At 66.7% G+C, this 24,686-nt stretch carries 19 protein-coding genes; 9 read left to right on the plus strand and 10 right to left on the minus strand.

The genetic code is table 11. The features are described from left to right. Nucleotides 1-197 precede the first annotated feature (197 nt). Together HNP60_RS00990 and HNP60_RS00995 are read left to right on the plus strand one after the other, a co-directional pair. Nucleotides 198-3,137 (plus strand): TonB-dependent receptor domain-containing protein, encoded by a 2,940-nt coding sequence (locus HNP60_RS00990; RefSeq protein WP_184149105.1) that lies wholly within the window; start codon nt 198-200, stop codon nt 3,135-3,137. 247 nt (nt 3,138-3,384) lie between these two features. Next, a protein-coding gene (locus HNP60_RS00995; RefSeq protein WP_184149109.1) for an IS630 family transposase occupies nt 3,385-4,327 on the plus strand; the annotation gives its coding sequence in 2 pieces (ribosomal slippage) (nt 3,385-3,720 and nt 3,722-4,327; 942 coding nt in all). An 84-nt stretch (nt 4,328-4,411) separates the two neighbouring features. Here the strand turns inward: HNP60_RS00995 and HNP60_RS01000 are convergent. Further along, nucleotides 4,412-5,437 (minus strand): hypothetical protein, encoded by a 1,026-nt coding sequence (locus tag HNP60_RS01000; protein ID WP_184149112.1) that lies wholly within the window; start codon nt 5,435-5,437, stop codon nt 4,412-4,414. A 200-nt stretch (nt 5,438-5,637) separates the two neighbouring features. Here HNP60_RS01000 and HNP60_RS01005 point away from each other — a divergent pair, with 200 nt between their 5' ends. The 3 genes from HNP60_RS01005 (at nt 5,638) to HNP60_RS01015 (ending at nt 7,680) form a co-directional block, all read left to right on the plus strand. Further along, nucleotides 5,638-6,918 carry an aspartyl/asparaginyl beta-hydroxylase domain-containing protein gene (locus HNP60_RS01005; protein ID WP_184149114.1) on the plus strand — a complete coding sequence of 427 codons (1,281 nt, stop codon included), beginning with the start codon at nt 5,638-5,640 and terminating at the stop codon, nt 6,916-6,918. Nucleotides 6,919-7,003: 85 nt separating this feature from the next. Continuing rightward, entirely contained in the window at nt 7,004-7,288 is a 285-nt protein-coding gene (locus HNP60_RS01010; protein ID WP_014074566.1) for a hypothetical protein, read from the plus strand. Between the two features lie 122 nt (nt 7,289-7,410). Further along, nucleotides 7,411-7,680 (plus strand): hypothetical protein, encoded by a 270-nt coding sequence (locus HNP60_RS01015; protein WP_184149117.1) that lies wholly within the window; start codon nt 7,411-7,413, stop codon nt 7,678-7,680. 206 nt (nt 7,681-7,886) lie between these two features. On the opposite strand, the gene clpB is transcribed toward HNP60_RS01015, so the two are convergent. Together clpB and HNP60_RS01025 are read right to left on the minus strand one after the other, a co-directional pair. Continuing rightward, nucleotides 7,887-10,466 (minus strand): ATP-dependent chaperone ClpB, encoded by a 2,580-nt coding sequence (gene clpB / locus HNP60_RS01020; protein WP_184149119.1) that lies wholly within the window; start codon nt 10,464-10,466, stop codon nt 7,887-7,889. Between the two features lie 197 nt (nt 10,467-10,663). Continuing rightward, nucleotides 10,664-12,253, minus strand: coding sequence for a leucyl aminopeptidase (locus tag HNP60_RS01025; protein WP_184149122.1), 1,590 nt, complete (start codon nt 12,251-12,253; stop codon nt 10,664-10,666). A gap of 194 nt (nt 12,254-12,447) precedes the next feature. On the opposite strand from HNP60_RS01025, the gene HNP60_RS01030 reads away from it, so the two are divergent. From HNP60_RS01030 to HNP60_RS01040, 3 genes are read left to right on the plus strand one after another with little or no spacing between them, the layout of a single operon-like run. Continuing rightward, nucleotides 12,448-15,312 (plus strand): M16 family metallopeptidase, encoded by a 2,865-nt coding sequence (locus HNP60_RS01030; RefSeq protein ID WP_184149125.1) that lies wholly within the window; start codon nt 12,448-12,450, stop codon nt 15,310-15,312. Between the two features lie 27 nt (nt 15,313-15,339). Continuing rightward, entirely contained in the window at nt 15,340-15,642 is a 303-nt protein-coding gene (locus HNP60_RS01035) for a hypothetical protein (RefSeq protein ID WP_184149128.1), read from the plus strand. 49 nt (nt 15,643-15,691) lie between these two features. After that, the gene (locus HNP60_RS01040; protein WP_184149131.1) at nt 15,692-16,114 is read left to right on the plus strand and encodes a hypothetical protein; all 423 of its coding nucleotides are present in this window, start codon (nt 15,692-15,694) and stop codon (nt 16,112-16,114) included. Nucleotides 16,115-16,342: 228 nt separating this feature from the next. Here HNP60_RS01040 and pal read toward each other — a convergent pair whose 3' ends face one another. The 6 genes from pal to ybgC form a co-directional block, all read right to left on the minus strand. Beyond that, nucleotides 16,343-16,855 (minus strand): peptidoglycan-associated lipoprotein Pal, encoded by a 513-nt coding sequence (gene pal, locus HNP60_RS01045; RefSeq protein WP_184051544.1) that lies wholly within the window; start codon nt 16,853-16,855, stop codon nt 16,343-16,345. Between the two features lie 105 nt (nt 16,856-16,960). Then, a complete protein-coding gene (tolB, locus tag HNP60_RS01050) occupies nt 16,961-18,304 on the minus strand; it encodes a Tol-Pal system beta propeller repeat protein TolB (protein WP_184149134.1) in 1,344 nt (447 codons plus the stop codon). Continuing rightward, nucleotides 18,301-19,170 (minus strand): TonB C-terminal domain-containing protein, encoded by an 870-nt coding sequence (locus HNP60_RS01055; RefSeq protein WP_338056680.1) that lies wholly within the window; start codon nt 19,168-19,170, stop codon nt 18,301-18,303. Before HNP60_RS01055 ends, tolB begins: the two co-directional genes overlap by 4 nt. Before the next feature lie 7 nt (nt 19,171-19,177). After that, nucleotides 19,178-19,648: an ExbD/TolR family protein gene (locus tag HNP60_RS01060; protein WP_184051540.1), complete on the minus strand. Its 471-nt coding sequence runs from the start codon at nt 19,646-19,648 to the stop codon at nt 19,178-19,180. After that, on the minus strand, nt 19,648-20,361 hold the full coding sequence (gene tolQ / locus HNP60_RS01065; RefSeq protein ID WP_014074577.1) for a protein TolQ: 714 nt from the start codon (nt 20,359-20,361) through the stop codon (nt 19,648-19,650). Before tolQ ends, HNP60_RS01060 begins: the two co-directional genes overlap by 1 nt. A gap of 129 nt (nt 20,362-20,490) precedes the next feature. Next, nucleotides 20,491-20,943 carry a tol-pal system-associated acyl-CoA thioesterase gene (ybgC, locus tag HNP60_RS01070; RefSeq protein WP_260394592.1) on the minus strand — a complete coding sequence of 151 codons (453 nt, stop codon included), beginning with the start codon at nt 20,941-20,943 and terminating at the stop codon, nt 20,491-20,493. Between the two features lie 223 nt (nt 20,944-21,166). Between ybgC and HNP60_RS01075 the strand changes: the two genes are divergently transcribed. Next, entirely contained in the window at nt 21,167-24,013 is a 2,847-nt protein-coding gene (locus tag HNP60_RS01075) for a CHAT domain-containing tetratricopeptide repeat protein (RefSeq protein ID WP_184149137.1), read from the plus strand. 69 nt (nt 24,014-24,082) lie between these two features. Here the strand turns inward: HNP60_RS01075 and HNP60_RS01080 are convergent, their stop codons facing one another. Then, complete coding sequence (locus tag HNP60_RS01080; RefSeq protein WP_041391669.1) at nt 24,083-24,562, minus strand: SspB family protein; 480 nt, start codon at nt 24,560-24,562, stop codon at nt 24,083-24,085. Nucleotides 24,563-24,686 lie beyond the last annotated feature (124 nt).

The raw sequence follows: 24,686 nt of genomic DNA on the forward strand, positions 1-24,686 counted from the left end.
TTCATGTTGCGTAAATGTTACACCCCCTTCAAAACAGCCCTGTTCCTGCCGTCTTGCGCTTTACAGGCCGGGTACCGCCGCGCAGTTTTGCAACAGCACGTGCAGGGGAATCACGTGAGCACCAAGCATGCGTCCCTTGCCGTTCGGCGTCGGGTTTTCCCGGCGCGCCTCATCATTCCAGAGCAAGGGACTGGATCGTGAAAAAATTCTCCAACCAAACATTGCTGAAGGTCGCTGCGGCGCCGGCCGTGCTGGGCCTCGCCCTGCTGTCGACGGCGGCCAACGCGCAGGAGCCGCAGGGTGCGGACGACGCGGAAACCGGTGACGTCATCATCATCACCGGCTCGCTCATCAAGAACCCCAACCTGCAGGGCTCGACGCCGGTCAATGTGACGACCGCCGACGAAATCGACCTTTTGCAGTCGAACGTCGCCGAAGAGATGCTGCGTGAAATCCCGGGCATCGTGCCGAGCATCGGCTCCGCGGTGAACAACGGCAACGGCGGTAACTCCTTCGTCAACCTCCGCGGTCTGGGCTCCAACCGCAACGTCGTGCTCCTCGATGGCGTGCGCATCGTCCCCGCCGACCTGGTGGGCCGCGTCGACCTCAACAACATCCCGCTCGCCCTCATCGAGCGCGTGGACGTGCTGACCGGCGGCGCCTCGACCACCTACGGTGCCGACGCCATCTCCGGTGTCGTCAACTTCGTGACGAAGCAGGACTTCACCGGCCTCGAAGCCACCGCTGCCAGCCAGATCACCGAGCGCGGCGACGGCAAGACCTATCGCTTCGACGTGACCACGGGCGTCAGCTTCGACGACGGCCGCGGCAACATCGTCCTCTCCGTCGGCTATCAGCACGCCGATCCGGTCTATCAGGGCCAGCGCAGGATCGGCATGAACACCATCGGTTCCTACACCGGCGCTTCGGCCGGCTCTGGCACCGCGGTTCCGACCCGCTTCAGCGTCCCGGGTTCGGGCACGCTGCAGATCGCGCCCGACGGCCAGTCGCTCGTCGGCACCTATGCGCCGTTCAACTTCGCGCCGGACAACATCTTCCAGACGCCGTTCGAGCGCTACAACATCTACTCGGCTGCTCGCTATGAAGTCGCCGACGGGATCGAAGTCTATTCGCGCGGCCTGTTCACGAAGAACACGGTCGACACGATCATCGCGCCGTCAGGTGCATTCGGTATCGCCGTCGACATTCCGCTGAGCAATCCCTACCTGCCCACCGGCATCCGCAACCAGTTCTGTTCGGCCTTCGACATCTCGGGTGCGGATTGCGCTGCAGCCGCCACCGCGACCGATCCGAGCGATCCGGCCTACCGGGAAGTGACCACGGCCATGTTCCGCCGCGCGGTCGAAGTCGGTCCGCGCATCAGCGAGTATTCGAACACCGTGTTCGACTATCGCCTCGGCCTGCGTGCCGGCGTCACGGACTCGATCGATTTCGACGTCTATGGTTCTTATGGCGAGGCCGAGCAGGTCCAGACCATCATGGGCTACACGCTGAACTCGCGCGTGCGTGAATCGCTGATGGCGACCAACACCACGACCTGCCTCGACGGCACGCGTTCGGACTGCGTCCCCGTCAACTGGTTCGGCGCCACGCCCGGTGGCTTCACTAGCGAGCAGATCGATTTCCTCACCGGCGAGAGCACGGTGCGCGTCAAGACGTCGCTTACCCAGGCCCACGCCACCCTGTCGGGTGATTTCGGCGTGGCCAGCCCGCTCGCGGCTGACCCGATCAGCTTCGCCGTCGCCGGCGAGTACCGCAAGTACACGGCGCAGCAGGCATCCGACACGCTGGCAGAGAGCGGCGATCTGGGCGGCTCCGGCGGCCCGGCTCCGAACATCCGCGGCGCCTTCGACGTCTACGAGGCCATCGGCGAGCTGGTTGTGCCGGTCGTGACCGACAAGCCCTTCTTCGAAGAGCTGACGATCCAGGCAGGTATCCGCTACTCGAGCTACACGATTGATGCCGTGGGCACGCCGAGCTTCGATACGACGACCTGGAAGGTGCAGGGTACCTGGACCCCGACGCCGGGCTTCACGCTCCGCGGCGGTTACTCGCGTGCCGTTCGTGCGCCGAACATCAACGAGCTGTTCGCGCCCGTCAGCACCGGCCTCACCAGCCTGAGCTCCGATCCGTGCGCCTCGATCAACGACGAAGGCGTGCGCATCTCGCCCGGACCGACGGGTGTTCTGCGTGACGTCTGCCTCGCGCAGGGTGCAACGCCGGCCAACGTCGACTCGATCAACGTGCCGATCGCCAGCCAGGCCAACCAGACGAGCGGCGGCAACATCAACCTGAAGCCGGAAACGTCGAACAGCTACACGATCGGCGCGATTTTCCAGCCGGCCGCGCTGTCGGGCTTCTCGGCCACGATCGACTACTACAACATCAAGCTGACCGGCGCGATTTCCACGCCGACGCCGGGTGACGCGATGGATGCCTGCTTTGCAGGCAGCAACCTGAGCCCGACGAACCCGGCATGTACGGTCATCCGTCGCGATCCGCTCACGGGCGGCTTGAACGGTGATCCGACGACGACGCCGGGCCTCTTCCTGGCTTCGTCGAACCTCGGTGAGCTGGCGACGGACGGCATCGACCTCACGATGAACTATCGTCATCAGCTTGGCTTTGCCGATCTGGCCCTGAACTTCGTTGGTAACTGGACGAACAAGTCGACGTTCAAGTCCTCGCCCAGCGCTGTTGCACTGGACTGCGTCGGCCTGGTCAGCGCGAACTGCGGCTCGCTCCAGCCCGAACTGCAGTGGTCGCTCCGTACCACGCTGGCGTTCAGCGGTTTCGACGTGTCGTTCCTGTGGCGCCACATCGACAGCTTCGTGCATGAAGATGCGCCCGACCTCTTCGTCGGCGTGCCCTTCGGCTACACGGAGTCGTTCGACTTCAACCGCATCAAGGCCTACGACTATTTCGACCTCACGGCGCGGTTCAACATCATGGAGAATCTGTCCCTCACCTTCACGGTGCAGAATCTCTTCGACAAGGATCCGCCGCTCGTCGGTTCGGACGCTGGTGGCACCGCATGGAACAGCGGCAACACCTTCCCGTCGACCTACGACGCGCTGGGCCGTCGCTACGGCGCCCAGGTCAAGCTGCGCTTCTGATCGAAACGCAGAACGAAACAATGGAAAGGCGGGCCTTCGGGTCCGCCTTTTCTCTTTGGGGTTAAGGGCATGGCCGCAGGAGAGCCCCGACGCCGATACAATCGGGTGCCGATAATGCCGATGGCGACCCACGGCGATGCGCAGCCAATCCCCTTAGAGTCTGTCCTGATTAGATTGAATCGTTTGGGGATTCCCAAGGTGGCTTTGTTGTGATTCAAGCTGCTTGCTGGGGAGGAGGCCAGCAGCGATGGCACGAGCCTATTCTGACGATTTGCGAGATCGGGTTGCAGCGGCAGTTTTGTCGGGCCGCTCGGTTCGCGAGGTTGCTGGTGCGTTCGGTGTGAGCGTGGCGAGCGCAGTGAAGTGGTCGCAGCGTCTGCGTGATACGGGCAACGCCGGTTCACGTCCGATGGGAGGCCACAAGCAACGGGTATTGGCGGGGGAGCAGGAATGGATGCTGCTTCGTCTTGAGGAATGTCCGCATCTGACGGTGCGCGGGCTGGCGGTCGAGCTGGCCGGGCGCGGTCACCGAGTCAGCCCCAACACGGTGTGGTCGCTGCTGCGCAAGGCTGGCCACAGCTTCAAAAAAAAGCCTGTTCGCCAGCGAGCAGGACCGCCCGCAGGTAGCTCGGCGGCGGACGCAGTGGAAGAAGTACCAGGGCCGGCTTGACCCTCGCAGGCTGGTCTTCATCGACGAGACCTGGGCCAAGACCAACATGACCCCGTTGCGGGGCTGGGCAAAACGCGGCGACAAGCTGATCGCCAAGGCGCCGTTCGGCAAATGGAAGACGCTGACCTTTGTGGCGGCGCTTCGTCACGACCGGATCGATGCGCCCTGCGTCCTCGACGGCCCGATCAACGGCCAGCTCTTCCTCGCCTATGTCGAGCAGTTCCTCGTGCCCACCCTCGTGCCCGGCGACATCGTCATCATGGATAACCTCGGCAGTCACAAGGGTCAGGCCGTGCGCAAGGCAATCCGTGCGGCAGGGGCCAAGCTCCTGTTCCTGCCGCCCTACAGCCCTGACCTCAATCCAATCGAACAGGTCTTCGCCAAGCTCAAGCTGCTACTGCGAAAAGCCGCCGAGCGCACCGTCGAAGCCACATGGCAGCGGATAGGCAAACTGCTCAATGCCTTCCCACCCCATGAGTGCGCCAACTACCTCAGGAATAGTGGCTATGCTTCAATCTAAACAGGACAGACTCTAAAGGTGATGGATGACCACTTGCCTCGGCAGGCTGGAGAAGCGCCGGGAAAGTGGCCGATGGCCGGAGCGTCAGTCCAGCAGTGGCGCCGGCAGGGTCAGGTCAATGCCCGCATGATCGGCGACCGCGCGCGCCCATGCCGCCGTCTTCTCGATCTCTTCGGCATGCGCCGCAGCGACGGCATCATGCTCCCGGGTGCGGGTTTCGCGATCATAGGCTTCCCCCCATTTGGAATGGCGGGAGAATGTCGCGGCGACCGTCTCGCTCAAACGCTGCGCGCCGGGCGCGAGCCCGAACAGATCCATCGCAGCCGCCAGCGCGTCGGCCGGGCGCGCCAGGAAAAGCTGGCTGTCGATGGTCTTAACCCGATCCGGCCCGAACCGCGCGCACAGATCATGGAACAGCTTGTGCTGCGCCAGCCAGCCGACGGCGGCGCATTGCAGATCGGTATGGCGCAGATAGTCCTCGCCCGTGAAGCCGAGGTCGATCACGCCATCCTTGAGCTGGCCCACCACCAGCTCGCGCGCCCAGAGGCGGCACCACATGCCCTTCTTGGCGACGGAGGTGAGGAAAGTTTCGAGAGGCGCGACCATGAGCAGCGCACGCGAAGCCGGCTTGAGCGCCAGTGCCGCGGCGGCCAGGGGATTGAGGATATTGGATGGCTTGACGATCACGGCTTCGCCCGGCTCGAACGGCTTGGCCAGCAGCGTCCCCGCATTGTCGAGCAGGCGGGCGATCTCGCGCGGCTCCCCGCCACGTCGGCGCCATCCCACCACATCCTGAAGGATCAGCGGTTCCTTGAGCGCCATCGAGATGCCGGGCATGTCGAAGGCGCGCGCGGCCAGCGTGGAGCAGCAGAAGGCGGAGTGAAAGATCCAGTGCAGCGGCGCAGGCGAGGCATTGGCCGCCAGCGCCGCCTGTCGATCGACCTTCTCGACTGTCGCGGCCGGCCCCAGATATTCGTCGGTCAGGAATACGGCCTTGCCGTGCTCCCCGCGCGTCACCCGGCGATACCAGATCGTGTCGGTGAGCGGGTCATGGCGATGGGCCAGCCATTCCGGTCTGCCTGCCAGCATTGTCGGATCATCAGCGCCCATGCTCACCATCCTGCCATGACGTCCGCAAAGGAAGAACCCTCCCTTGCAGACGCGTCTTCGCAGCGAAAGGCCGGAGTGCCGACCGCGTCGGACGGCTCTAATAAGCTGTGCCAAAGCTGGCAAGGAAGGCGGGCGGGCTCTTGCACCTGCACAATCTCTATCATAGGATAAACCATGATTTTCCGCGCCAGCCGACATCCGTGAGCGATCGGCAGACAGAGCAACTTCTCGCGCAGGCGATGCAGGCCGCAAGGCGCGGCGATGGCGCGGCGCAGCTTGCCTTTCTGGATCGGGCCTGTGCCACTGCCCCCCGGGATCCGCTGGTACTCAACAGCCGCGGGATGCTGCATCTCCAGCGACAGGAGTATGCCGAAGCGGCCGACATGTTCGCACGTGCAGCAAAGGAAGATCCCAAGGCCCCGGCGCTCTGGATGAACCTCGCCAAGGCCCAGCGGCTGATGGGCGATGACGAGGGCGAGCGAAAGAGCCTGGAACAGGTACTCTCCCTCGACAGGCGCGATTTCCTGGGCCAGCTGCGCATGGCCGAGTTGCATCAAAGGCTGGGCGAGACACAGCAGGCATTGCAGGCTTGGCATGCCGTCCTTCAACTGGCGGCCGGCTCTGCCCAGATCGCGCCGGACCTGCGCCCCGTGCTGGACCAGGCCCGCGCCTGGATCGCACGCGAGCAAGCCCGGGTGGGAGAGGCCGTCGCCGCGGCGACCGATCCCTACATCGCGCCCCTCTCCCAGCGAGATGCGCGCCGGACCCGTGCCTTCATCGATCATGCGCTCGGGCGGCGGCGCATCTATGCGAACGAATGTGCCGGCGTCTGCTATCCGTTCCTGCCGGCGGACGAGTTCTTCGACAGGGAGCATTTTCCCTGGATGGCGGCCCTTGAGGCGCAGACGGACGTCATCCGGGAGGAGTTGTTGGGGATCATCGCCGATCCCGGCGACGCGCTGCGTCCCTATATCCGCCTCGACGAGGGTTCGCCGCAGTCCAAATGGACGCCGCTCGACCGTTCGCTGGATTGGGGCGCCTGCTTCCTGTGGGAATATGGCGCGCCCAATGCGCCGGTGCTGGAGCGATGCCCCGCCACCGCCGAGGTGCTGCGGGCGATTCCGCGCGCAGATATTCCCGGCCGTGGACCGACGGCCTTCTTCTCGCTGCTGCGCCCGCGCAAGCGCATTCCGCCGCACACGGGCGTCACCAACACGCGCACCATCGTGCACTTGCCGCTCGTCGTGCCTCCTGGCTGCGCCTTCCGGGTGGGCGGCGAGACGCGGCCCTGGCGCGTGGGCGAAGCCTTCGCCTTCGACGACACGATCGAGCATGAAGCCTGGAATGACAGCGACGAACTGCGCGCCGTGCTGATCTTCGATGTCTGGAACCCCCATCTTTCCCTCGAAGAAAGGGACGTCATCGCGCGCTATTTCCGTGCGGCCGACGCAAGCGGGGGCGGCGGAGGCGGACCGATCTGACAAAAGGGCATTTACGCGATCGTCACACGATGCGACGATCAAGAAACAGAGACATCAGACCAAAGAAAGGGATCCTCTCGTGCATATGCTTCTCCTGAGCGCGATCGCGCTGAGCACCTCTCCCGCGCCGTCCGCCTTTGCCGATGCCGATGTGATCGCGGCGGAAGAAAAGCTCCCGCGCGATCATCCCCAGGCGATCCGCTGCAAGCGGCTCTCCGTGACCGGATCGCTGGCCCGGCGCGAACGCATCTGCAAGACGAACGCCGAGTGGCTCGCCATCCGCGAGCAGCAGCAGGATGATGCACGCGATCTGGTCGTTCGCTCGCGGGCCGGCATCGATTGCGGCGCACCGGGCGGCGCGGGCTGCTGAGCCACCCGCCCTCATATGTTGCCGCAGCGAACCATTGTGCGCTGCGGCAACTTGTCTTCGCGTTCTGTTTTTGGCATATTCACCTCATCTGCGGCTTATCCGCCTGCCTGAGGATGTGATTCATGCGTCTTGCGCTCATTGCTCTTCTCCTTGCGACTCCGGTGGCGCCCGCCATGGCCCAGCCGGAGTCGGCCGAGCCCGCCAAGCTTCCCAAGGATCATCCCGACGCTGTGCGCTGCCGCCGGCTCGAGGTCACCGGATCGCTCGTGCGCAAGCAGCGCGTCTGCAAGACCAATGCCGAATGGCTTGCAAGCCGCGAACAGCAGCAGGGCGATGCGGATGATCTGGTGACGCGCAGCCGCGGCATGGGCGCGGGCATGGTCGGCGGCTGAACGCCGGCACGACTTTGCCGGATTGCCCGGCCAGAACCTGATGCTCCGGCACCAGGGGACATGAAACACGAAAAGGCGGCGACCCTTTCATGGGCGCCGCCTTTTGCGTCAGGCCTGTTCAGTCATTGGATCGGGCCTCCGCCGGGCGCAAAGACAGGAGTCGGGAGGGAGCGTCCCCTTTGAAGCGGCGACGCCCCTTTGGCCGATCAGCCCACCTTCAGGCTGAGGCCGCCGTCCCCTTCATCGACATGGACCGTCGCGCCGTCCGGCACTTCGCCGCGCAGGATGAGATCGGCCAGCGGATCCTGGAGATAGCGCTGCACCGCCCGCTTGAGCGGCCGCGCGCCATAGACCGGATCATAGCCCACCCGGCCCAGCCAGGCACGCGCGGCATCCGTGAGATCGAGCGTGACCTTGCGGTCCTTGAGCAGTCGCCCGACGCGGCTGACCTGGATGTCCACGATCGGGCCCATATGCTCCGCACCGAGCCGGTGGAACAGCACGATCTCGTCGAGCCGGTTCAGGAACTCGGGCCGGAAATGGGCCCGCACCACGTCCATCACCTGATCCTCGACCTTCTCGACGGGCTCGTCATCGGCAAGGCTGGCGATGAACTGGCTGCCGAGATTGGAGGTCAGCACGATGATGGTGTTGGTGAAATCCACCGTGCGCCCCTGCCCGTCGGTCAGGCGACCATCGTCGAGCACCTGGAGGAGCACGTTGAACACGTCGGCATGCGCCTTCTCCACTTCGTCGAACAGCACGACCTGATAGGGCCGGCGCCGTACCGCCTCGGTGAGCACGCCGCCTTCCTCATAGCCGACATAGCCCGGAGGCGCCCCGATCAGCCGCGCGACGCTGTGCTTCTCCATGAACTCGCTCATGTCGATGCGGACCATCGCGTTGTCATCGTCGAACAGGAAGCCGGCGAGCGCCTTGGTCAGCTCCGTCTTGCCGACGCCTGTGGGGCCGAGGAAAAGGAAACTGCCGAGCGGCCGGTTGGGGTCCTGCAGGCCGGCCCGCGAGCGGCGCACGGCGGTGGAGACCGCCTTCACTGCGTCGGCCTGACCGATCACGCGCTTGCCCAGCTCGACTTCCATGGCGAGCAGCTTCTCGCGCTCGCCTTCCATCATCTTGTCGACGGGAATGCCGGTCCAGCGGGAAACGACGCTCGCGATATCCTCGCTCGTCACTTCCTCACGCAGCATCGCGCCCTGGGATGCGGACTGCGCCTCGGCGAGCTGCTTCTCCAGTCCGGGGATGGTGCCATATTGCAGCTCGCCCGCCTTGGCATATTCGCCATTGCGCTGCGCCTGCTCCAGCGCGATGCGCGCCGCGTCGAGCTGCTCCTTGAGCTTTGCCTCGCCGGCGATCTTGTCCTTCTCCGCCTGCCAGCGCTGCGTCAGCTCAGCCGACTGCTGCTCGAGATTGGCAAGATCCTCCTCCAGCGCGGCAAGGCGATCCTTGCTGGGCTGGTCGCTTTCCTTCTTGAGCGCCTCGCGCTCGATCTGGAGCTGCATGATGCGCCGGTCGAGATTCTCGATCTCCTCGGGCTTGCTCTCCACTTCCATGCGGATGCGGCTCGCGGCCTCGTCCATGAGGTCGATCGCCTTGTCCGGCAGGAAGCGGTCGGTGATGTAGCGGTTCGAAAGCGTGGCGGCCGAGACGATTGCCGCGTCCGCGATCCGCACACCGTGGTGCGTCTCATATTTGTCCTTGATGCCGCGCAGGATGGAGATGGTATCCTCCACCGTCGGCTCACCGACGAACACGGGCTGGAAGCGCCGCTGGAGCGCCGGGTCCTTCTCGACATATTTGCGATATTCATCGAGCGTGGTCGCGCCGATGCAATGCAGCTCGCCGCGCGCGAGAGCGGGCTTTAGCAGATTGGAGGCGTCCATCGCGCCTTCGCTCTTGCCCGCGCCGATCAGCGTGTGCATCTCGTCGACGAACAAGATGATGTCGCCCTCACCGGCCTTCACTTCATCGAGCACGCCCTTCAGCCGCTCCTCGAACTCGCCGCGATATTTGGCACCGGCAATCAGGCTGCCCATGTCGAGCGCCATCAGCGTGCGGCCCTTGAGCGTATCGGGCACGTCGCCATTGGCGATGCGTAGCGCAAGTCCTTCCGCGATGGCGGTCTTGCCGACGCCGGGTTCGCCGATCAGCACGGGATTGTTCTTGGTGCGCCGGGCGAGGATCTGGATGGTGCGGCGGATCTCTTCGTCGCGGCCGATGACCGGATCGAGCTTGCCCGCCCGCGCCGCTTCGGTCAGGTCGCGGGCGAACTTCTTGAGCGCGTCGTAGCGGTCCTCGGCGGACGCTGTGTCAGCGGTCTTGCCTTTGCGCAGCTCATTGATCGCGGCATTGAGCGCATCGGCTTTCACGCCCGCCGCCTGCAGCGCCTTGCCAGCGCTGGTGTTGAGGCTGAGCGCCAGGGCGAGCAGCAGCCGCTCGACGGTAACGTAGCTGTCCCCCGCCTTCTGCGCGACCTGCTCGGCCTGATCGAGCACGCGCACGGAATCATTGTTGAGGCCGGGCGCCTGCTGGGCGCCGCCACCGGACACGGCGGGAATCTTCGAGAGGGCGAGGTCCGTCTCGCTGAGCGCGCGCTGCGCGTCACCGCCAGCAGCGCGGATGAGTCCGCTCGCCATGCCCTGCTCGTCCTCGAGCAGTGCCTTGAGAAGATGGTCCGGCGCGATCTGCTGATGGTTCATGCGGATCGCCACGGTCTGCGCGCTCTGGAGGAAGCCCTTGGCGCGGTCAGTGAATTTTTCGAGGTTCATGGTCTCTCCCTTCGCGGCCTTCCAGATAGTGTTGCTGATGTGCAACACAAGGGTGCAGGCATGGGAATCTTAATCCGCGCAGTGCCCCGCTCCCGTCCTCGATGGGGACCCTGCCCGGCCGCATGTGGGCGCGCCTTGACGCGAGTCAACCACAAGAGAAGCGCGCGGCGAGCACGAAGCCCGCCACGCGAGACGTATCAGGGCTTCCAGCTGCGCGCCAGTTCGTCGAGCAGGCGCACGCCCCAGGCGGTCGCGCCCTTGGGGGTCACTGCGTCGCCGCGGTCGGTCCAGGCCGTCCCGGCGATGTCGAGATGCGCCCAGGGCGTGCCTTCCTTCACGAAAGAGCCGACGAACCATGCGCCGATGCTGGCCCCCGGCCCATCCCCGCCATGCTTGAGGTCCGCGATGGGGGAGCGCAGATCATCGGCATAGCTGTCATGCAGCGGCAGGCGCCACACCGCCTCGCCCGTGGGGGCGCCGACGGCATCGATCGCCTCGATCAGATCATCATGCCGGCCGAACAGCGCGGTATACTCGTCGTCCAATGCCCGCACCGCGGCCCCGGTGAGCGTCGCGATGGTGATGACTGCGGCAGGCTTGTACCTGTCGATCACATATTCGATGCCGTCGGCCAGCACCATCCGCCCCTCGGCATCCGTGCTGATAATCTCGACGGTCTTGCCGCTCATCGTGCGCACGACATCGCCCGGCCGCTGGGCATTGCCGCCGGGCATGTTCTCGGCCAGCGCGGCCACCGCCACGACATTGACCGGCGCCTTCGCCTTCGCCAGCGACAGGACGGTGGCGACAGCAGTGGCAGCGCCGGACATGTCGGTTTTCATCCGTCCCATGCCCGCCCCGGGCTTCAGGCTGATACCGCCGCTGTCGAACGTGATGCCCTTGCCGACGATGGCAAGCGGCGCGGCCGGCGCACCGGCGCCCTTGTAGCTTACCACCATCATGCGCGGCGGTCGCGTCGAGCCCTGCCCCACGCCGAGGATGGACCCCATGCCGAGCTTGCGCATCGCAGCCTCGTCCAGCACCTCGATGCTGACGCCGGGCACACCGGCCAGGGCGGCACGCGTCCGCTCCACGAAGGATTCAGGATAGATCACATTGGCCGGCTCCGTGGCGAGGTCGCGCGAGAGCGTGACCGCTTCGGCCTGCGCGGCAAGGCGATCACGCCACAGCGCGCCCATGGCTTCCGCATCTGCACTCACGAACGTCACCGGATCGACCGGCGGCGCCTTGCGATCGCTCTTGTACCGGTCGAACCGATACTGGCCGAGCGCATAGCCGAGCGCGAATTCGGCCGTCTGCGCAGCCGCGCCGAGACCAGCCGGTACAGCGAAGACCACCGGCTGCTTCTCGCTCACCAGCGCCTGCGCGGCACGGCCGCCGGCATCCCGCAAGGCGGCACGAAGCGCTTCGCCCTGCGGCAGCGGGCCCGTGCCCACCAGCAGGATCTGCGCCCAGCCGCCAATCCCGCGCAGCGCCAGCGTTTCCTTCTTCCCACCCTTGAAGCCGGCATCTCCGATCGCGCGGGTCACAGCAGCGCGGCTGGCCTCATCGAGCGTTACGCCGGACAGCGCGGGCAGCGCGGTGCCGCTCATGGGCACCACCAAGGTGCCCTGCGCACTGGCCTGCGTTGCGAAGCGGAAGGGGCGCGGCTCGCTGTTCGGCACGGTGCTCGGCGGCACGGCGGTCCCGACCACGGCTTGCGCGGCAAGCGGCGCGGAAGCGAAGGCGGCCAATGAAAGGGCAAGAGAAGCGACGACTGGACGCACGAGTGGATGTCTCCTCTGAAGGCAGGATCGGATCTTTGCGCCCGAAGGCGTGTCCTTGGAGCCAGACTAGGCCGGAAAATGATCCTGTCCAGACAGCAGACGCATTGCACGGCCGCGCCACGCGGCTATGGTCCCGCCATCCTGAGGCGCCGCCGTGGCACGGCCGGCCGCCCGCCCTGCTCCTGGAGTTCCGCATGGCTCTGATTTTCCCAAAGCGCTCCCTCTCCTTCTTCTCTGGCGTCTGCAGCGCGGCGCTCGTCCTGTCGCTGAGCACTGCGACCCCGGCCTGGGCGCAGAGCAGTCCCGCAGCCGCCGCAGTGAAACCCGCGCCGCTGACCGACCTCGTCCGGCAAGTCGACATTCCCTATGAGATGTTCACGCTGAAGAATGGCCTGCGCGTGATCGTCCATACAGATCGGAAAGCGCCGGTGGTCGGCGTCACCGTCTATTATCGCGTGGGCTCCAAGAACGAGCCCGAAGGCAAGACCGGCTTTGCCCATCTCTTCGAACATCTGATGTTCGGGGGATCGGAGAATGTGCCGACGCCCGACGAAACGCTGATGGGCGCGGGCGCGAGCGGGCTGAACGGCTCCACCTGGTTCGACCGCACCAATTATGTCGAGACGATGCCGACCGGCGCGCTCGACCTCGCCCTGTTCGCCGAGGCGGACCGCATGGGCCATCTGCTGGGCGCGGTCACGCAGGCCAAGCTCGACGCGCAGCGCGCCGTGGTCCAGAACGAGAAGCGCCAAGGCGACAACCAGCCTTATGGCCTCGTCGAATATGCCCAGCTCGCCGCCCTGCTGCCGAAGGGGCATCCTTATGCCCACTCCACCATCGGCTCGATGGCAGATCTGGACAGTGCCAGCCTGGAAGACGTGAAGACCTGGTTCCGGGACAATTACGGACCGAACAACGCGATTCTCGTGCTCGCTGGCGATATCGACCTGCAGACGGCGCGGGAGAAGGCGGAGAAATATTTCGGCGCCATTCCCGCCGGTCCGGTCGTGAAGCCGGTCGTCTCCCCGGTGCCGACCCTGCCGGCGCGCATCGATCAGGTCATGAAGGACCGCGTCGCGACCACCCGGCTCCACCGCATGTGGGTGACGCCGGGGCGCAACGACAAGGATTCCTCGCTGCTCGCAGTGGGCGCGGCCGTGCTCGGCGGGCTCTCCAGCTCGCGGCTCGACAACGAGCTGGTGCGCAAGGAACAGGTCGCGGTCGGCGTGACGGCAAGCCTGCAGCAATTCGAGCAGATCGGCTTCGTCGAAGTGACGGCTGACGTGAAGCCGGGCGTCGACCCCGGGCTGGTCTCACGCCGGCTGGACGAGATCATCGCCGATTATGTGAAGACGGGCCCGTCTGCCGATGAAGTGACGCGCGTCGCGACCCGGCAGGTTTCAGCGGAAATCGCAGCGCTGGAAGTGGTGGGCGGCTTTGGGGGCAAGGCGACGACCCTTGCCGAAGGGCTGCTCTACGCGGGGGATCCGGGCCAGTACAAGAAGGACCTCGCCGCCATCGCCTCCGCCACGCCCAAGGGCGTGACCGCGGCGATGCAGCGCTGGCTGACGCGCCCGGTCTACGCGCTCAAGGTCGAACCTGGCGAGCGCGAGGACTATGAGGAGGCCGCCGTGAGCGCGCCGGGCGACGCGGCTGCGCAGGAAGCGGCGCCTGCCGCCGCGCCGAAGCTGGCACTGCCGGACGTGAAATCGAGCCCGGCGCTCGATTTCCCTGATGTCGAGACCGCGACGCTCGCCAATGGCATCAAAGTCCACCTCGCCCGCCGCGCGACGGTGCCTGCCGTGCGGATCGCCGTCAGCTTCGACGCCGGCATCGCGAGCGACCGCAAGGACCGGCTGGGCCTGAGCGCGCTGATGCTGAGCCTGCTCGACGAAGGCACGACCACACGCTCGACGATCCAGATCGCCGAGGAGCAGGAACGGCTGGGCGCCAGCATCTCGACCGGCCAGAGCATGGACCGCACGTCCGTCTCGCTCTTCGCGCTCAAGGCCAATCTCGCGCCCTCGCTTGACCTGCTGGACGACGTGGTGCGCAATCCCGCCTTCGCTCCGGGTGAGGTCGAACGCCTGCGCGCGACTCAGCTTGCCGGCATCGCCGCGGAAAAGACGCAACCCCAGGGACTGGCGAGCCGCGCCATCTTCCCGCTGCTTTATGGCAACCAGCATCCCTATGGCAGCTCGGCCAGCGGCCGTGGTGACGAAGCCAGCGTGAAGGCCATCACTCGCGAGGACCTCCTGCGCTATCACAGCTCCTGGATGGTACCCAGCAAGGCCGAGATCTTCGTGGCGGGCGACATCACCATGGCGGAGATCAAGCCTCTGCTTGATGCCCGGTTCGGGCACTGGCCGCAGAACCGCATGGCCTCGCCCACCAAGGACTTCGCCGTGACGATTCCGGACCCCAAGCCCGGCGTCTATCTGATCGACCGGCCGCAATCGCCCCAGTCGATGATCCTGGGCGGCGTGGTCACGACCGCGAAGGGCAGCGACGACCTGCTGGCCTTCAGCACGGCCAATGTCATCCTGGGCGATGATTTCCTGTCGCGGCTCAATACCGACATCCGCGAAGTGAAGGGCTGGTCCTACGGCGTGCGCGCCTATCTCACGCCGCGCGTGGAGCGCAGCCCCTATATCGTCGCGGCGCCGGTACAGGCGGACAAGACGGGGCCTGCCATCGCCGCCATGCGGGACGATATCGCGCAGTTCGTGGGCTCCAAGGGCGTGACGCCGCAGGAGTTCCGCCGCGTCATCAGCGGGGAGATCGCCAAGCTGCCGGCGCGCTTCGAGACCACGGGCGCGGTGCTTGGCCAGATGCAGGCGGACGCGCTGTTCGGCCGGCCGTTCACTTATGTGGAGACGCTGGGCCAGCGTTATGCCGCGCTGACGCCGGATGAGCTGGACAAGGCAGCCCGCACCCTGATCGATCCCGCCCGGCTGAGCTGGGTCGTGGTCGGTGACAAGGCGAAGATCAGGGACCAGCTCGATGCGCTCGGCATGCCCGTGACGGAGATTGACTCGGACTCGCCGGCCGCTCAATAGCCCGGCCATGCTATGAAGGAGACAGCCATGACCAAGGTCGACGGCGCCTATGACTGCATCACGAAGACGCCGATGGGCGAGCAGCCCAGTGTTTTCACGATCGTGACGGACGGGGCCAGGTTCAACGGCACGAACGCCGGGCCGCTCGGTTCGCTCGACGTGAAGGACGGCAAGGTGGACGGCAATCGCCTGAGCTGGACGATGGAAATGACCATGCCCATGCCGATGACGCTGAAATGCGAGGCGGTGGTGAACGAGGGCACGATCACCGGCACCATCGACGCCGGCGCCTTCGGCACGCTCACCATGTCTGGCACGCGGCGCGGCTGAACCGGAACGGGGGCCTCCTGCCCCCCTTCTGCACGGCGCAGGATGCCCGATGGCAATCATCGGGCAGTCGGGAACGGACATGCGGAATGAACGGCATTATGTCGTTGGCGCCATCACGGCGTTCCTGAACCGCACCGGCAGCGGTCAGGACTGGGACGACTTCACCGCATCGCCGCTTCGCGATGTCGAGCTGGACCGCATTCGGCAATGCGCCGGCGCCATCGACCTGCCGCTCGATGCCGAGGGCGAAGCGGCCTTGCGAGCCCTGCTCCAGCAAGCCGACCTCGTCAGCGTCTATGATGGTCCGGTTCCGTGGCGCCTGTCGGTCGGGGCTTTCGCGGGCTCTTGCTGGGCGCCATCCTTTGGTGGTTCCACCATCTTCCCGGCGCGGGGCTCTTTCACGATCTCCATCTGCTGGTGGTTCCGGCGGCACTGGGTGCTTTCCTCGTGGCCTTGCGCAACAGCCGGATGAAGGTCGGGGCGCATGACCCGCGGATCGTCGCCCAGAACAGGCGCGGGCGGGTCTGACGGGCCCGGGCACTGCGGGCGCAACGGCCGGCCTTGCTGACGGCGCCCCACGACACCTGCACGACGCCCTGCTTCGCGCCTCAGAGCATCCCTCGCCTCCTCGGGGCGGAAGCGGGCACGAAAAAGGGCGGTCGCAGTGACGACCGCCCTTTCCATGTGATCGATGTCTGCTTCAGTCGACCGTGACGGTGACCGCGCGGCGATTCTGGGCCCAGCTGGCTTCGTCCGATCCCAGCGCCACCGGGCGCTCCTTGCCATAGCTGATGGTCGTAATGCGGCCGGCGTCGATGCCCAGGGCCGCCAGATAATTCTTGGCGGCATTGGCGCGACGCTCGCCCAGAGCGAGGTTATATTCGCGCGTACCGCGCTCGTCGCAATGGCCTTCCACCGTGATGCGCTTATTGGGATAACGCATCAGCCATTCGGCCTGGCTGCGCAGCACGGCGCGATCTTCGTCATCGATGTCGCTCTTGTCGGTATCGAAGAGGATAGTGTCCGACGTGACGCTCGCGATGAAATCCGCCTGGCTGCCAGCGACGGGGCCGGACGGCGGCGGCGGCGGGGTCGGCGTGGTCGGAGCCGTATCGGCCGGCGGCGGCGGGATTTCCTCGGGTGCTTTCTTCGAGCAGGCCGACAGTGCCAGCGCGGCACTGGAAACAAGTAGCATCACAGATGTCGTACGCATGGGTCTTCTCCTATTGTCCTCGCTCAAAGGGTAACCGTTCATCGCATGCTCGGGGCGTTTTGCCGACAAGTCAACCATCAAACGTCATGAATTCGTTCAAAAATCTCATTGCAGCAGCGGACCCCAGGCCGGGTCGGAGCCATCCACCGGCGTCTGGATCTGCCGCAGGTTCACGCCGGTCAGGTCCACTTGCCAGATCGACGAGCGGCCACCACGCCCCTGGCTGGTCCGGAAGAACTGCAGCACCCGGCCGTTGGGGGACCAGGTCGGCGCCTCGTCCTGCCAGCCATTGGTCAACAGGCGCTCGTTGCCGCCGCCCGGGCTCATCACGCCGATGCGGAAATTGCCCGCGATCTTGGTGAAGGCAATCAGGTCGCCGCGCGGGCTCCACTCGGGCGTGGCATAGCGCCCGCCGCCGAAGCTGATACGGCGCTGGTCCGAACCATCGGCATTCATCACATAGATCTGCTGCCCGCCCGAACGATCGCTCTCGAATACGATGCGCGCGCCGTCCGGCGAGAAGGAGCCGCCGACATTGATGCCCGGCGTGTTGGTCAGCCGGACCGGCCGCCCGCCATTCACCCCGATCTTGTAGATGTCGGTATTGCCGCCGCTCGCCATAGAATAGAGCAGCGTGCGGCCATCCGGCGACCAGCGTGGGGCGAAAACTGCGTTGTTCGTTTCGAGGATGGCGCGCTGGCGGCCCTGATCCACATCGTAGATGTAGATGCGCACCGTCTTCCCGACATAGCTCACATAAGCGATCGACTTGTAGTCGGGCGACCAGCGCGGCGTGAGCGCGAGGCTCTGGCCATTGGTGATGAAGCGGTGGTTCGCGCCGTCGCTGTCCATGATCGCGAGACGCTTGACCCTGTTATCCTTGGGGCCGGTCTCCGCGATATAGGCGATGCGGCTGTCGAAGAAGGGGCTCTCGCCCGTGAGGCGGGAGTAGATGAGATCCGCGCAGCGGTGCGCGGCTCGGCGCCAGTCGCGCGGCGCGACGACATAGCCCTGCCGCGTCAGTTCGCTCTTGAGCGCGACGTCGAAAAGATAGCAGCCCACGGTGATTTGCGAGTCTCCGCCGGCCGACCGCACGAAACCCTGCACCAGCGCCTCCGCGTTCATGGCGGACCAACGCTCGAACTCGGGATTGGTGACAGCCGCAATCGAAGGGCGCGGCATGCCATCCGGCCCGAGCGGCGTGAACAGGCCGCTGTTGCGCAGGTCATTGGCAATGACTTCGGCGATTTTCTGCCCGAGCAGTTCGGTCGAACCGGCCGGCGTCTCGACATTCTGCTGCGCCGGCATGGGCGGAATCGCGATGCGCAGATCATTCTCGATCTGGCCGGTCACGTCCACGCTGAGCTGCGCGGCGGCAGGCGCAGTGACGAGAACGGTGGCGAAAAGACACATGGCGCCGCGCAGGCGCGGAAGAATGGACAAGGTCATTGGGACAGTCTCGCGTCAAATCTGAGGGGCTGGAGCCATTTCCATTGGTCGTAATATTCCGGCGGCAGGTTACGGAACGGCGAGGCGCGCGTCACGGCCTGGATGGCGCGTTCTGCATGCAGGTCCGCCTGGGCGCGATTGCTCGCGGTGATGCCTTGCTGGCCCACCACTTCGATCCGCCCGACGATCGCGCCGTTCCGGTCTAGATGGACGCTGAGCAGCGTCACGAGCCGATCGGCATCGGCACCGGAAGGCGGGCGCCAATGAGGCTTGATCTGCCGGTTGATCTCCGCATTGAGCGCGCGCGCTGCCACGGCGCCCATCGGCGCGGCCGATCCGCTGGTGGCGGGCGCATTCCGGGATGGCGGCGCGTCGCTCTCCAGCCCCTTGAGAAAATCGCTGCCAAGGCGGGAGGCGCGCTGGGGCCGGGGCTTTTCCTGCGGCTTGGCCTCCGTCTTCGCAGGCGCGGACTTCTCGGGCTCCTTCGGCGTGGCCTTGGGCGGTGTCGGCCGGGGCGTCTCGCGCGGCTTGGGCGGTGCGGGCTGTGTGGCGCGGGGCCGCTCCGGGGCGGCGGGCTGCGGCGGGGGCGCGAGGGGCGCCGGCGCGGCTTCCACGGGCTCCGGCGGCGCCGGGTCGGGCTCCGTCTCGCCCACCTCGGGCGCAACGGCGCTGGTCGCGGTTTCCGCCGCAGGCTCGGTGGTCCGGCTTTCGAGAGCTATGCTGTCCGCGAGCGAGACGTCGATCGTCGCGGGCGGCGGGGGCAGAGTCACGCTGGTCGTGAGCAGGCCGAGCGACAGCGCACCGAACAGCAGGACATGGCCTGCCGTCGACACCCCCAGTCCGAGACGTTCGCTCCGGTCCATCATGAACGGCCTATTGATCGCCAGATGAACGCGTGCTGGACGAATCCGATCCAGTTGTGCCAGCCGTCGTGACGAGCGACACGCGGTCCAACCCCGCCCGGTTCAGTTCGCCCATCACACGCATCACCGTGCCATAATCCAGTCCGGCATCAGCGCGCAGGAACAGCTGGTCGGTGGGCGAGAGCGTCTCGCGCAGAGCGGCCAGGCGCTGCGGCAGCGCCTGTTCCGGCACCGGCTCGTCGTTCAGGAACAGCGCGCCGTCCCGGTCGATGGACAGAACGCTCGGCCGCTGATCCTGATCGAGCGCGCGGGCGCGGGATTCGGGCAGGCGGATGGGAACGCCGGTGACCAGCAGGGGCGCTGTGACCATGAAGATGATGAGCAGCACCAGCATGACGTCCACCAGCGGCGTCACGTTGATCTCCGCCATGGGAGCCCGGCGCCCGCCGCCGCGCCGGCCGGGAGGAAGGCTCATCGCCATCAGGCTTCAAGCTCCCGGCTGAACGTGGTGTAGAGGCCGTCCGAAAAGCGCTGGAGCCGCGCCTCGAGCCGGTTCACGCCATGGCTGAGCCGGTTGTAGGCGATGACGGCCGGAATGGCCGCGAAGAGGCCGATCGCGGTCGCGAACAGCGCTTCCGCGATGCCCGGCGCCACTACGGCGAGGCTGGTGTTCTGCTCGCCCGCGATCGCTGTGAAGCTGCGCATGATGCCCCAGACGGTGCCGAAGAGGCCAACGAAGGGCGCCACGGAGCCGACGGTCGCCAGGATGTTCAGCCGGTCCGAAATCCGGTCGATAGTGCCGGCAAGGGCCGATCCCATCGCCGTCGCCAGCCGATCCCGCGTGCCTTCCGCCTGCATGCCCCGCAGGGCAGTGGAGCGCCGCCACTCCCCGATCGCGGCGGACAGCAACTGCGCGCTCGGCAGATCCTCCTTGCCCCGCTCCTTCACGAAGGCGTCCATGTCCTTGGCCTGCCAGAACGCGCGCTCATACTCCTCGCAGCCCTTGCGCAGGGTCTTCAGGCGGCCCGAGAAGCTGACGATGATGCTCCAGGTCCACACGCTCGCCGCCAGCAGGCCGAGCATGACGATCTTCACGACGATGTCCGCTTCCATGAACAGGGTGAGCGGCGACAGGGTGATCGGACCGGTCGAGGCCGGCGGCAGCGCAGCGGCAAGGAAAGGCGGCAGGGTCATGAGCGAATCAATCTCTCCGGGCTTGTCTGATGCTCTTGTCGAGCGGGGATAGCGGATGAGGCCGAGTGCAAGCGACCGGCCTGGAGGCACGAGTCGCTTGGGCAGCACAAGGTGAACCGCAGATGAATCTCATGCCGCGCGCAGGCGGTTGAACCGCTCTATCCAGTCGGCCGGCTGACGACGCGGGCGCCCCGTGGGATCGACGAAGGCCACGGTCACGTCCGCCTGTGCCAGCAAAACGTCGCCCCGCCACACGGTCTGGGCGATCACGCATCGCGCGCCGCCCACATCCTCGAGGCGACTGCGCACGAGCAGGTCATCGTCCAGCCGGGCGGGCGCACGATAGCGAAGGTCCGCACGCGATACGGCATAATGGCCCAGCCCCTGCTCCACGGCGGCGCGCTGGTCGATCCCCGCCACGCGCAGCATGTCCGAGCGCGCGCGCTCCATGTAGCGCAGGAAATTGGCATGGTAGACGACGCCCGACAGGTCGGTATCCTCATAATAGACGCGCAGCGGGAACAGGTGCTCCGCGCCCTCGAAAAAGCCCGAGGCGGGCAGAGGTTCCGGCTTGGTCGGCATGAAGCGACCATAAGGGAGCGGATTCGCCTGGGGAAGGGAAAATGCCCCCGCGCTCCGCTCGCGCCGGTCCTTTTCCGGGCGACCTTCCCGGCGCCCGCTCCAGCGGCACCTTCGGCGCTGGCACGCCCGCTTCCAAAAGACGCGCGATGGCACCGAAAAGGCCTTGATCTCGGGACCGGCGCGATGAAGGAATCATCGCGGGTCATGACGGGGTGGGGATCGCATGAAGACATATCTGGCCGGCTGGGGCGCCGTTCTTGCACCGCTGCTTCTCATCGGTTCGGTCATGCCGGTCGTGGCGAAAGCCCCCGTGGATCGCAGCAGGCTCGATGACCTGATTGCGCGCTCTGATGCCGCCGACCCCGATTCCGATCCGGAAGCTTACCGCGCGCTGGGCGCGGCGGCGCTTGCCGAAGCGAAGCGCCTCTACCCCGCCGGTCATCCCGAAGTCGCGGCACGGGAGCTCTCTGTAGCGCAGAGCATGGCGGCCCGCGGTGAAATGGCCGACGCGCTGGCGATGCTGGAGCGGATCATCCCCGTGCTGGCGGGCGCCGTCTCCGATTCGGCCTACCGGGCCTCCTGGCGCAACGCGCTGGGGACGCGGGGCTATATCCTGAACTTCCAGGGCGATCATGCCGGCGCCTTGGTCATCACCGAGCAGGTCGTCGCCGATTTCGCGGCCGATCCGGCGGCCGGACTGTCCAAGGACCGGGCGACAGCGCTCAGCAACCTTGCCGCCTCCTATCTCGAGCACGGTCGGCTGGAGGACGCGCTCGCCCGCAATGCCGAGGCCATCGACATCGCGCTGAAGCTGCCGCAAGTGCCGGTCGACGTCGGCATCTGGTATGGCAATCGCGTCGTCTACCTCTACACGGCCGGCCGCACCGAGGACGCGATCACCACGGCGCAGACGGCGATCGCCCGCCTCGGCCCGGCCATCGGCCCCGAGCATGCGATGATGGCCAATCTCCATGCCAATCTCGGCGCCATCATGCTGCGGGTGAACCGGCCCCGCGACGCCATGCCCATGATCCGGCGCGCTTACGAGCTGCTCGAGAAGGCCGCCGGCGCGCCGACGCAGACCAGCGCGACGATGCGCGTGCAGTTCGCGCAGGCCCTCGTCCGGGCGGGGCAGTTCGAGGATGCCGTCGCCTTCCTGGAGGTGGCGACGCCGATCATCGACGTGCAACTGGGCAACCAGAGCGACCGGGCCCTCAATGCGCGCGACACGCTGCTCGTGGCGCTGATCGGCGTGGGCGATGGCGCGCAAGCGCAGGCGCTGGCGCAGCAGCTGGTGGCGGTGCGGGACGAGCGGTTGCCGGCGGGACATCGCGACCGGGCCAATGCCCGGGACAATCTGACGAAGGCGGCGTTCGCCAATGCCGACTGGCCCACCGCCGCGCGCGCGGCGGAGGAAGCGGTGAGCCTTCGCGCGGCAATGCTCCCGGCCAGCCATCCCGACCTGTTGCTCGCCCGGGCCATGATGCTGCGCGTGCAGGACCGTGCCAACACGCGCGATGTCGCCGCGCTGCTCGCGGAGGCGCGGAGCCTGTTCGAAGCGCTGGTGCTCAATGCCAATCTGCTGCGCGGCTCGGCGCAGGCAGAGCGGCAGCGTCCCGCTTATGGGTGGCTGGCCGAGCTGTTCGCGCGGCGCGGCGCGGTCGAGGAGGCTTTCCAGGCGCAGCAATGGGCAGCGCGCACTGCGCTCGACGACGTGCTGGCCATCGCCGCGCTGGAGCGTGCTACCGCGACCGGCCCGGACCTCGCCGCGCTGATCGGTGAGCGGCGCCAGCTCCTCGCGGCACGGCAGGGGCTGGAAGCCCAGCTGGACGCCAATCTCGGCAAGCCGGACGCGACATTCGATCTGGCGGGCCTCTCGACGGCGCTGGAAGCGAACCTTGCCGAGATCGCGCGGCTCGATGCATCGCTGGACGCTGAAGAGCGGGCGCGCCTGTTCTTCCGCCCTTCCACGCTGGCGGAGGTCCGGGCCGCAAGCGATCCGCGCACCCTCACGCTCATGATCACCGCGCTGGACCAGAGGCATCTGGTGACGGCCATCGATGGCCGCAGGGTGCGGCAATATGAAATCGACGCCGCCGCCCCCATAGACGCGCTGGTCGCGCGGCTGCGCTCGGCGCTCGACATGGGCGAGGCGTCGCCATTCGACAGGGACGCGGCGGCGCATCTCCATGCGCTGCTCTTCCCGCGCGACATCGCCGCGATGATGCGGCCCGCCCGGCGGCTCGCGATCATCGCCAATGGCGCGCTGGGCGCTCTCCCCCTCGGCCTCCTCGTACCGGACATCCGGTCGCGCGACTATCTGGCGGACCGCCATGTGATCAGCCGCCTCGTCCGCGCGCCCCGCACCAGCCAGTCGACGCAGGAGGCGGCGATATCGGGCGCGGCGCTGATCGCGCTCGGTGGCGTGGAAGGGCGGCAGGCCGGCGCGCGAATGGCCATGCGCTCGGCCGGGACAGCGCAAGCGATCAATGCCCTGGCCGATCTGCCCGAGGCCCGCCGGGAGCTCGCCGCGCTGGCGCAAGCGCTTGGCGCGCAAGCGCCACAGATCTTCACCGGGGCGGCGGCGACCAAGGCGCGGCTGCGCGCTCTGGATGTCCCGCCCGACGCCATCCTCGCCTTCGCGACGCATGGCCTCGTGGCCGGCGACCTGGACGGGCTGGCCGAGCCTGCCTTGCTGCTGACGCCGGAAGGCGAGGACGACGGACTGCTCAAGCCCAGCGAGATCGGCCGGCTTGACCTGCCGGCCGCGCTCGTCATCCTCTCGGCTTGTAACACCGCCGGCGCGGCTTCGGGCGATCGGCCGCAGCTGTCCGGCCTCGTGCAGGGCTTCTTCCTGGCCGGGGCCCGGCGCGTGATGGCGAGCCACTGGCTGGTGCGCGACGACATGGCCCGCCGGCTCTCGGTCGGCACGGTCCGCGCCATCCGCGAGGGCATGGACCCGGCGACCGCGCTCGGCAGGGCCATCCGCACGGTCCGCACCGGCAAGGACGGCGAAGCCGCAGTGGACCATCCGGCACTCTGGGCGCCGTTCGAACTTTTCTCTGGTTGAGGGCTCCGCGCGCGCGGAGCGGATGGTTCGGAAAGCCGGCAACCGGGGACAGGCCGGTCGCCGAGAGGCCTACTTCTTCTTGCCGAAGTCGATCGTCACCACGTTCGAGCCCTCATCGCCATCGATCGCGGGCTCGTCATTCTCCGCCGCGTCATGGGGATCGGGCTCGTCGCCGCTGTCCTGCACCTGGAACTCCAGGCTGAAGTTCACCGCAGGGTCCACGAAGAAACGCAGCGCGGCAAAGGGGATCACCAGATGCGCCGGCACCTGATTGAAGGTCAAGCTCACCTCGAACGTGTCCGCCCCGACCTTCAGGTCCCAGAACTTGTGCTGGAGCACGATGGTCATCTCGTCGGGAAAGCGCTCGACCAGCCGCTGCGGAATGCTGACGCCGGGTGCCTGCGTCTTGAATGTGATGTAGAAATGATGGTTGCCGGGCAGCGCCCCGGTCCGCTCGATATCCTTGAGCACGCGCCCCGGTATGGCGCGAAGGGCTTCCTGGACGATCTCGTCATAGGGAATCAAGCTGTCAGGCGTCTCGTCCGTCATGGCCACAGTCCTAGCGCAGAGGACGGGGTGGTCAAGCGGGGAGCGGCGCCGGGCGTTCATGTCGCGGCGCTCCGGCCATGGGAGAAGCACGTTGCGCCCCCGCGCGAGCGCGCTATAGGCCGCA

The organism is Sphingobium lignivorans (assembly GCF_014203955.1).
GTDB classification, from domain to species: Bacteria; Pseudomonadota; Alphaproteobacteria; order Sphingomonadales; family Sphingomonadaceae; genus Sphingobium; species Sphingobium lignivorans.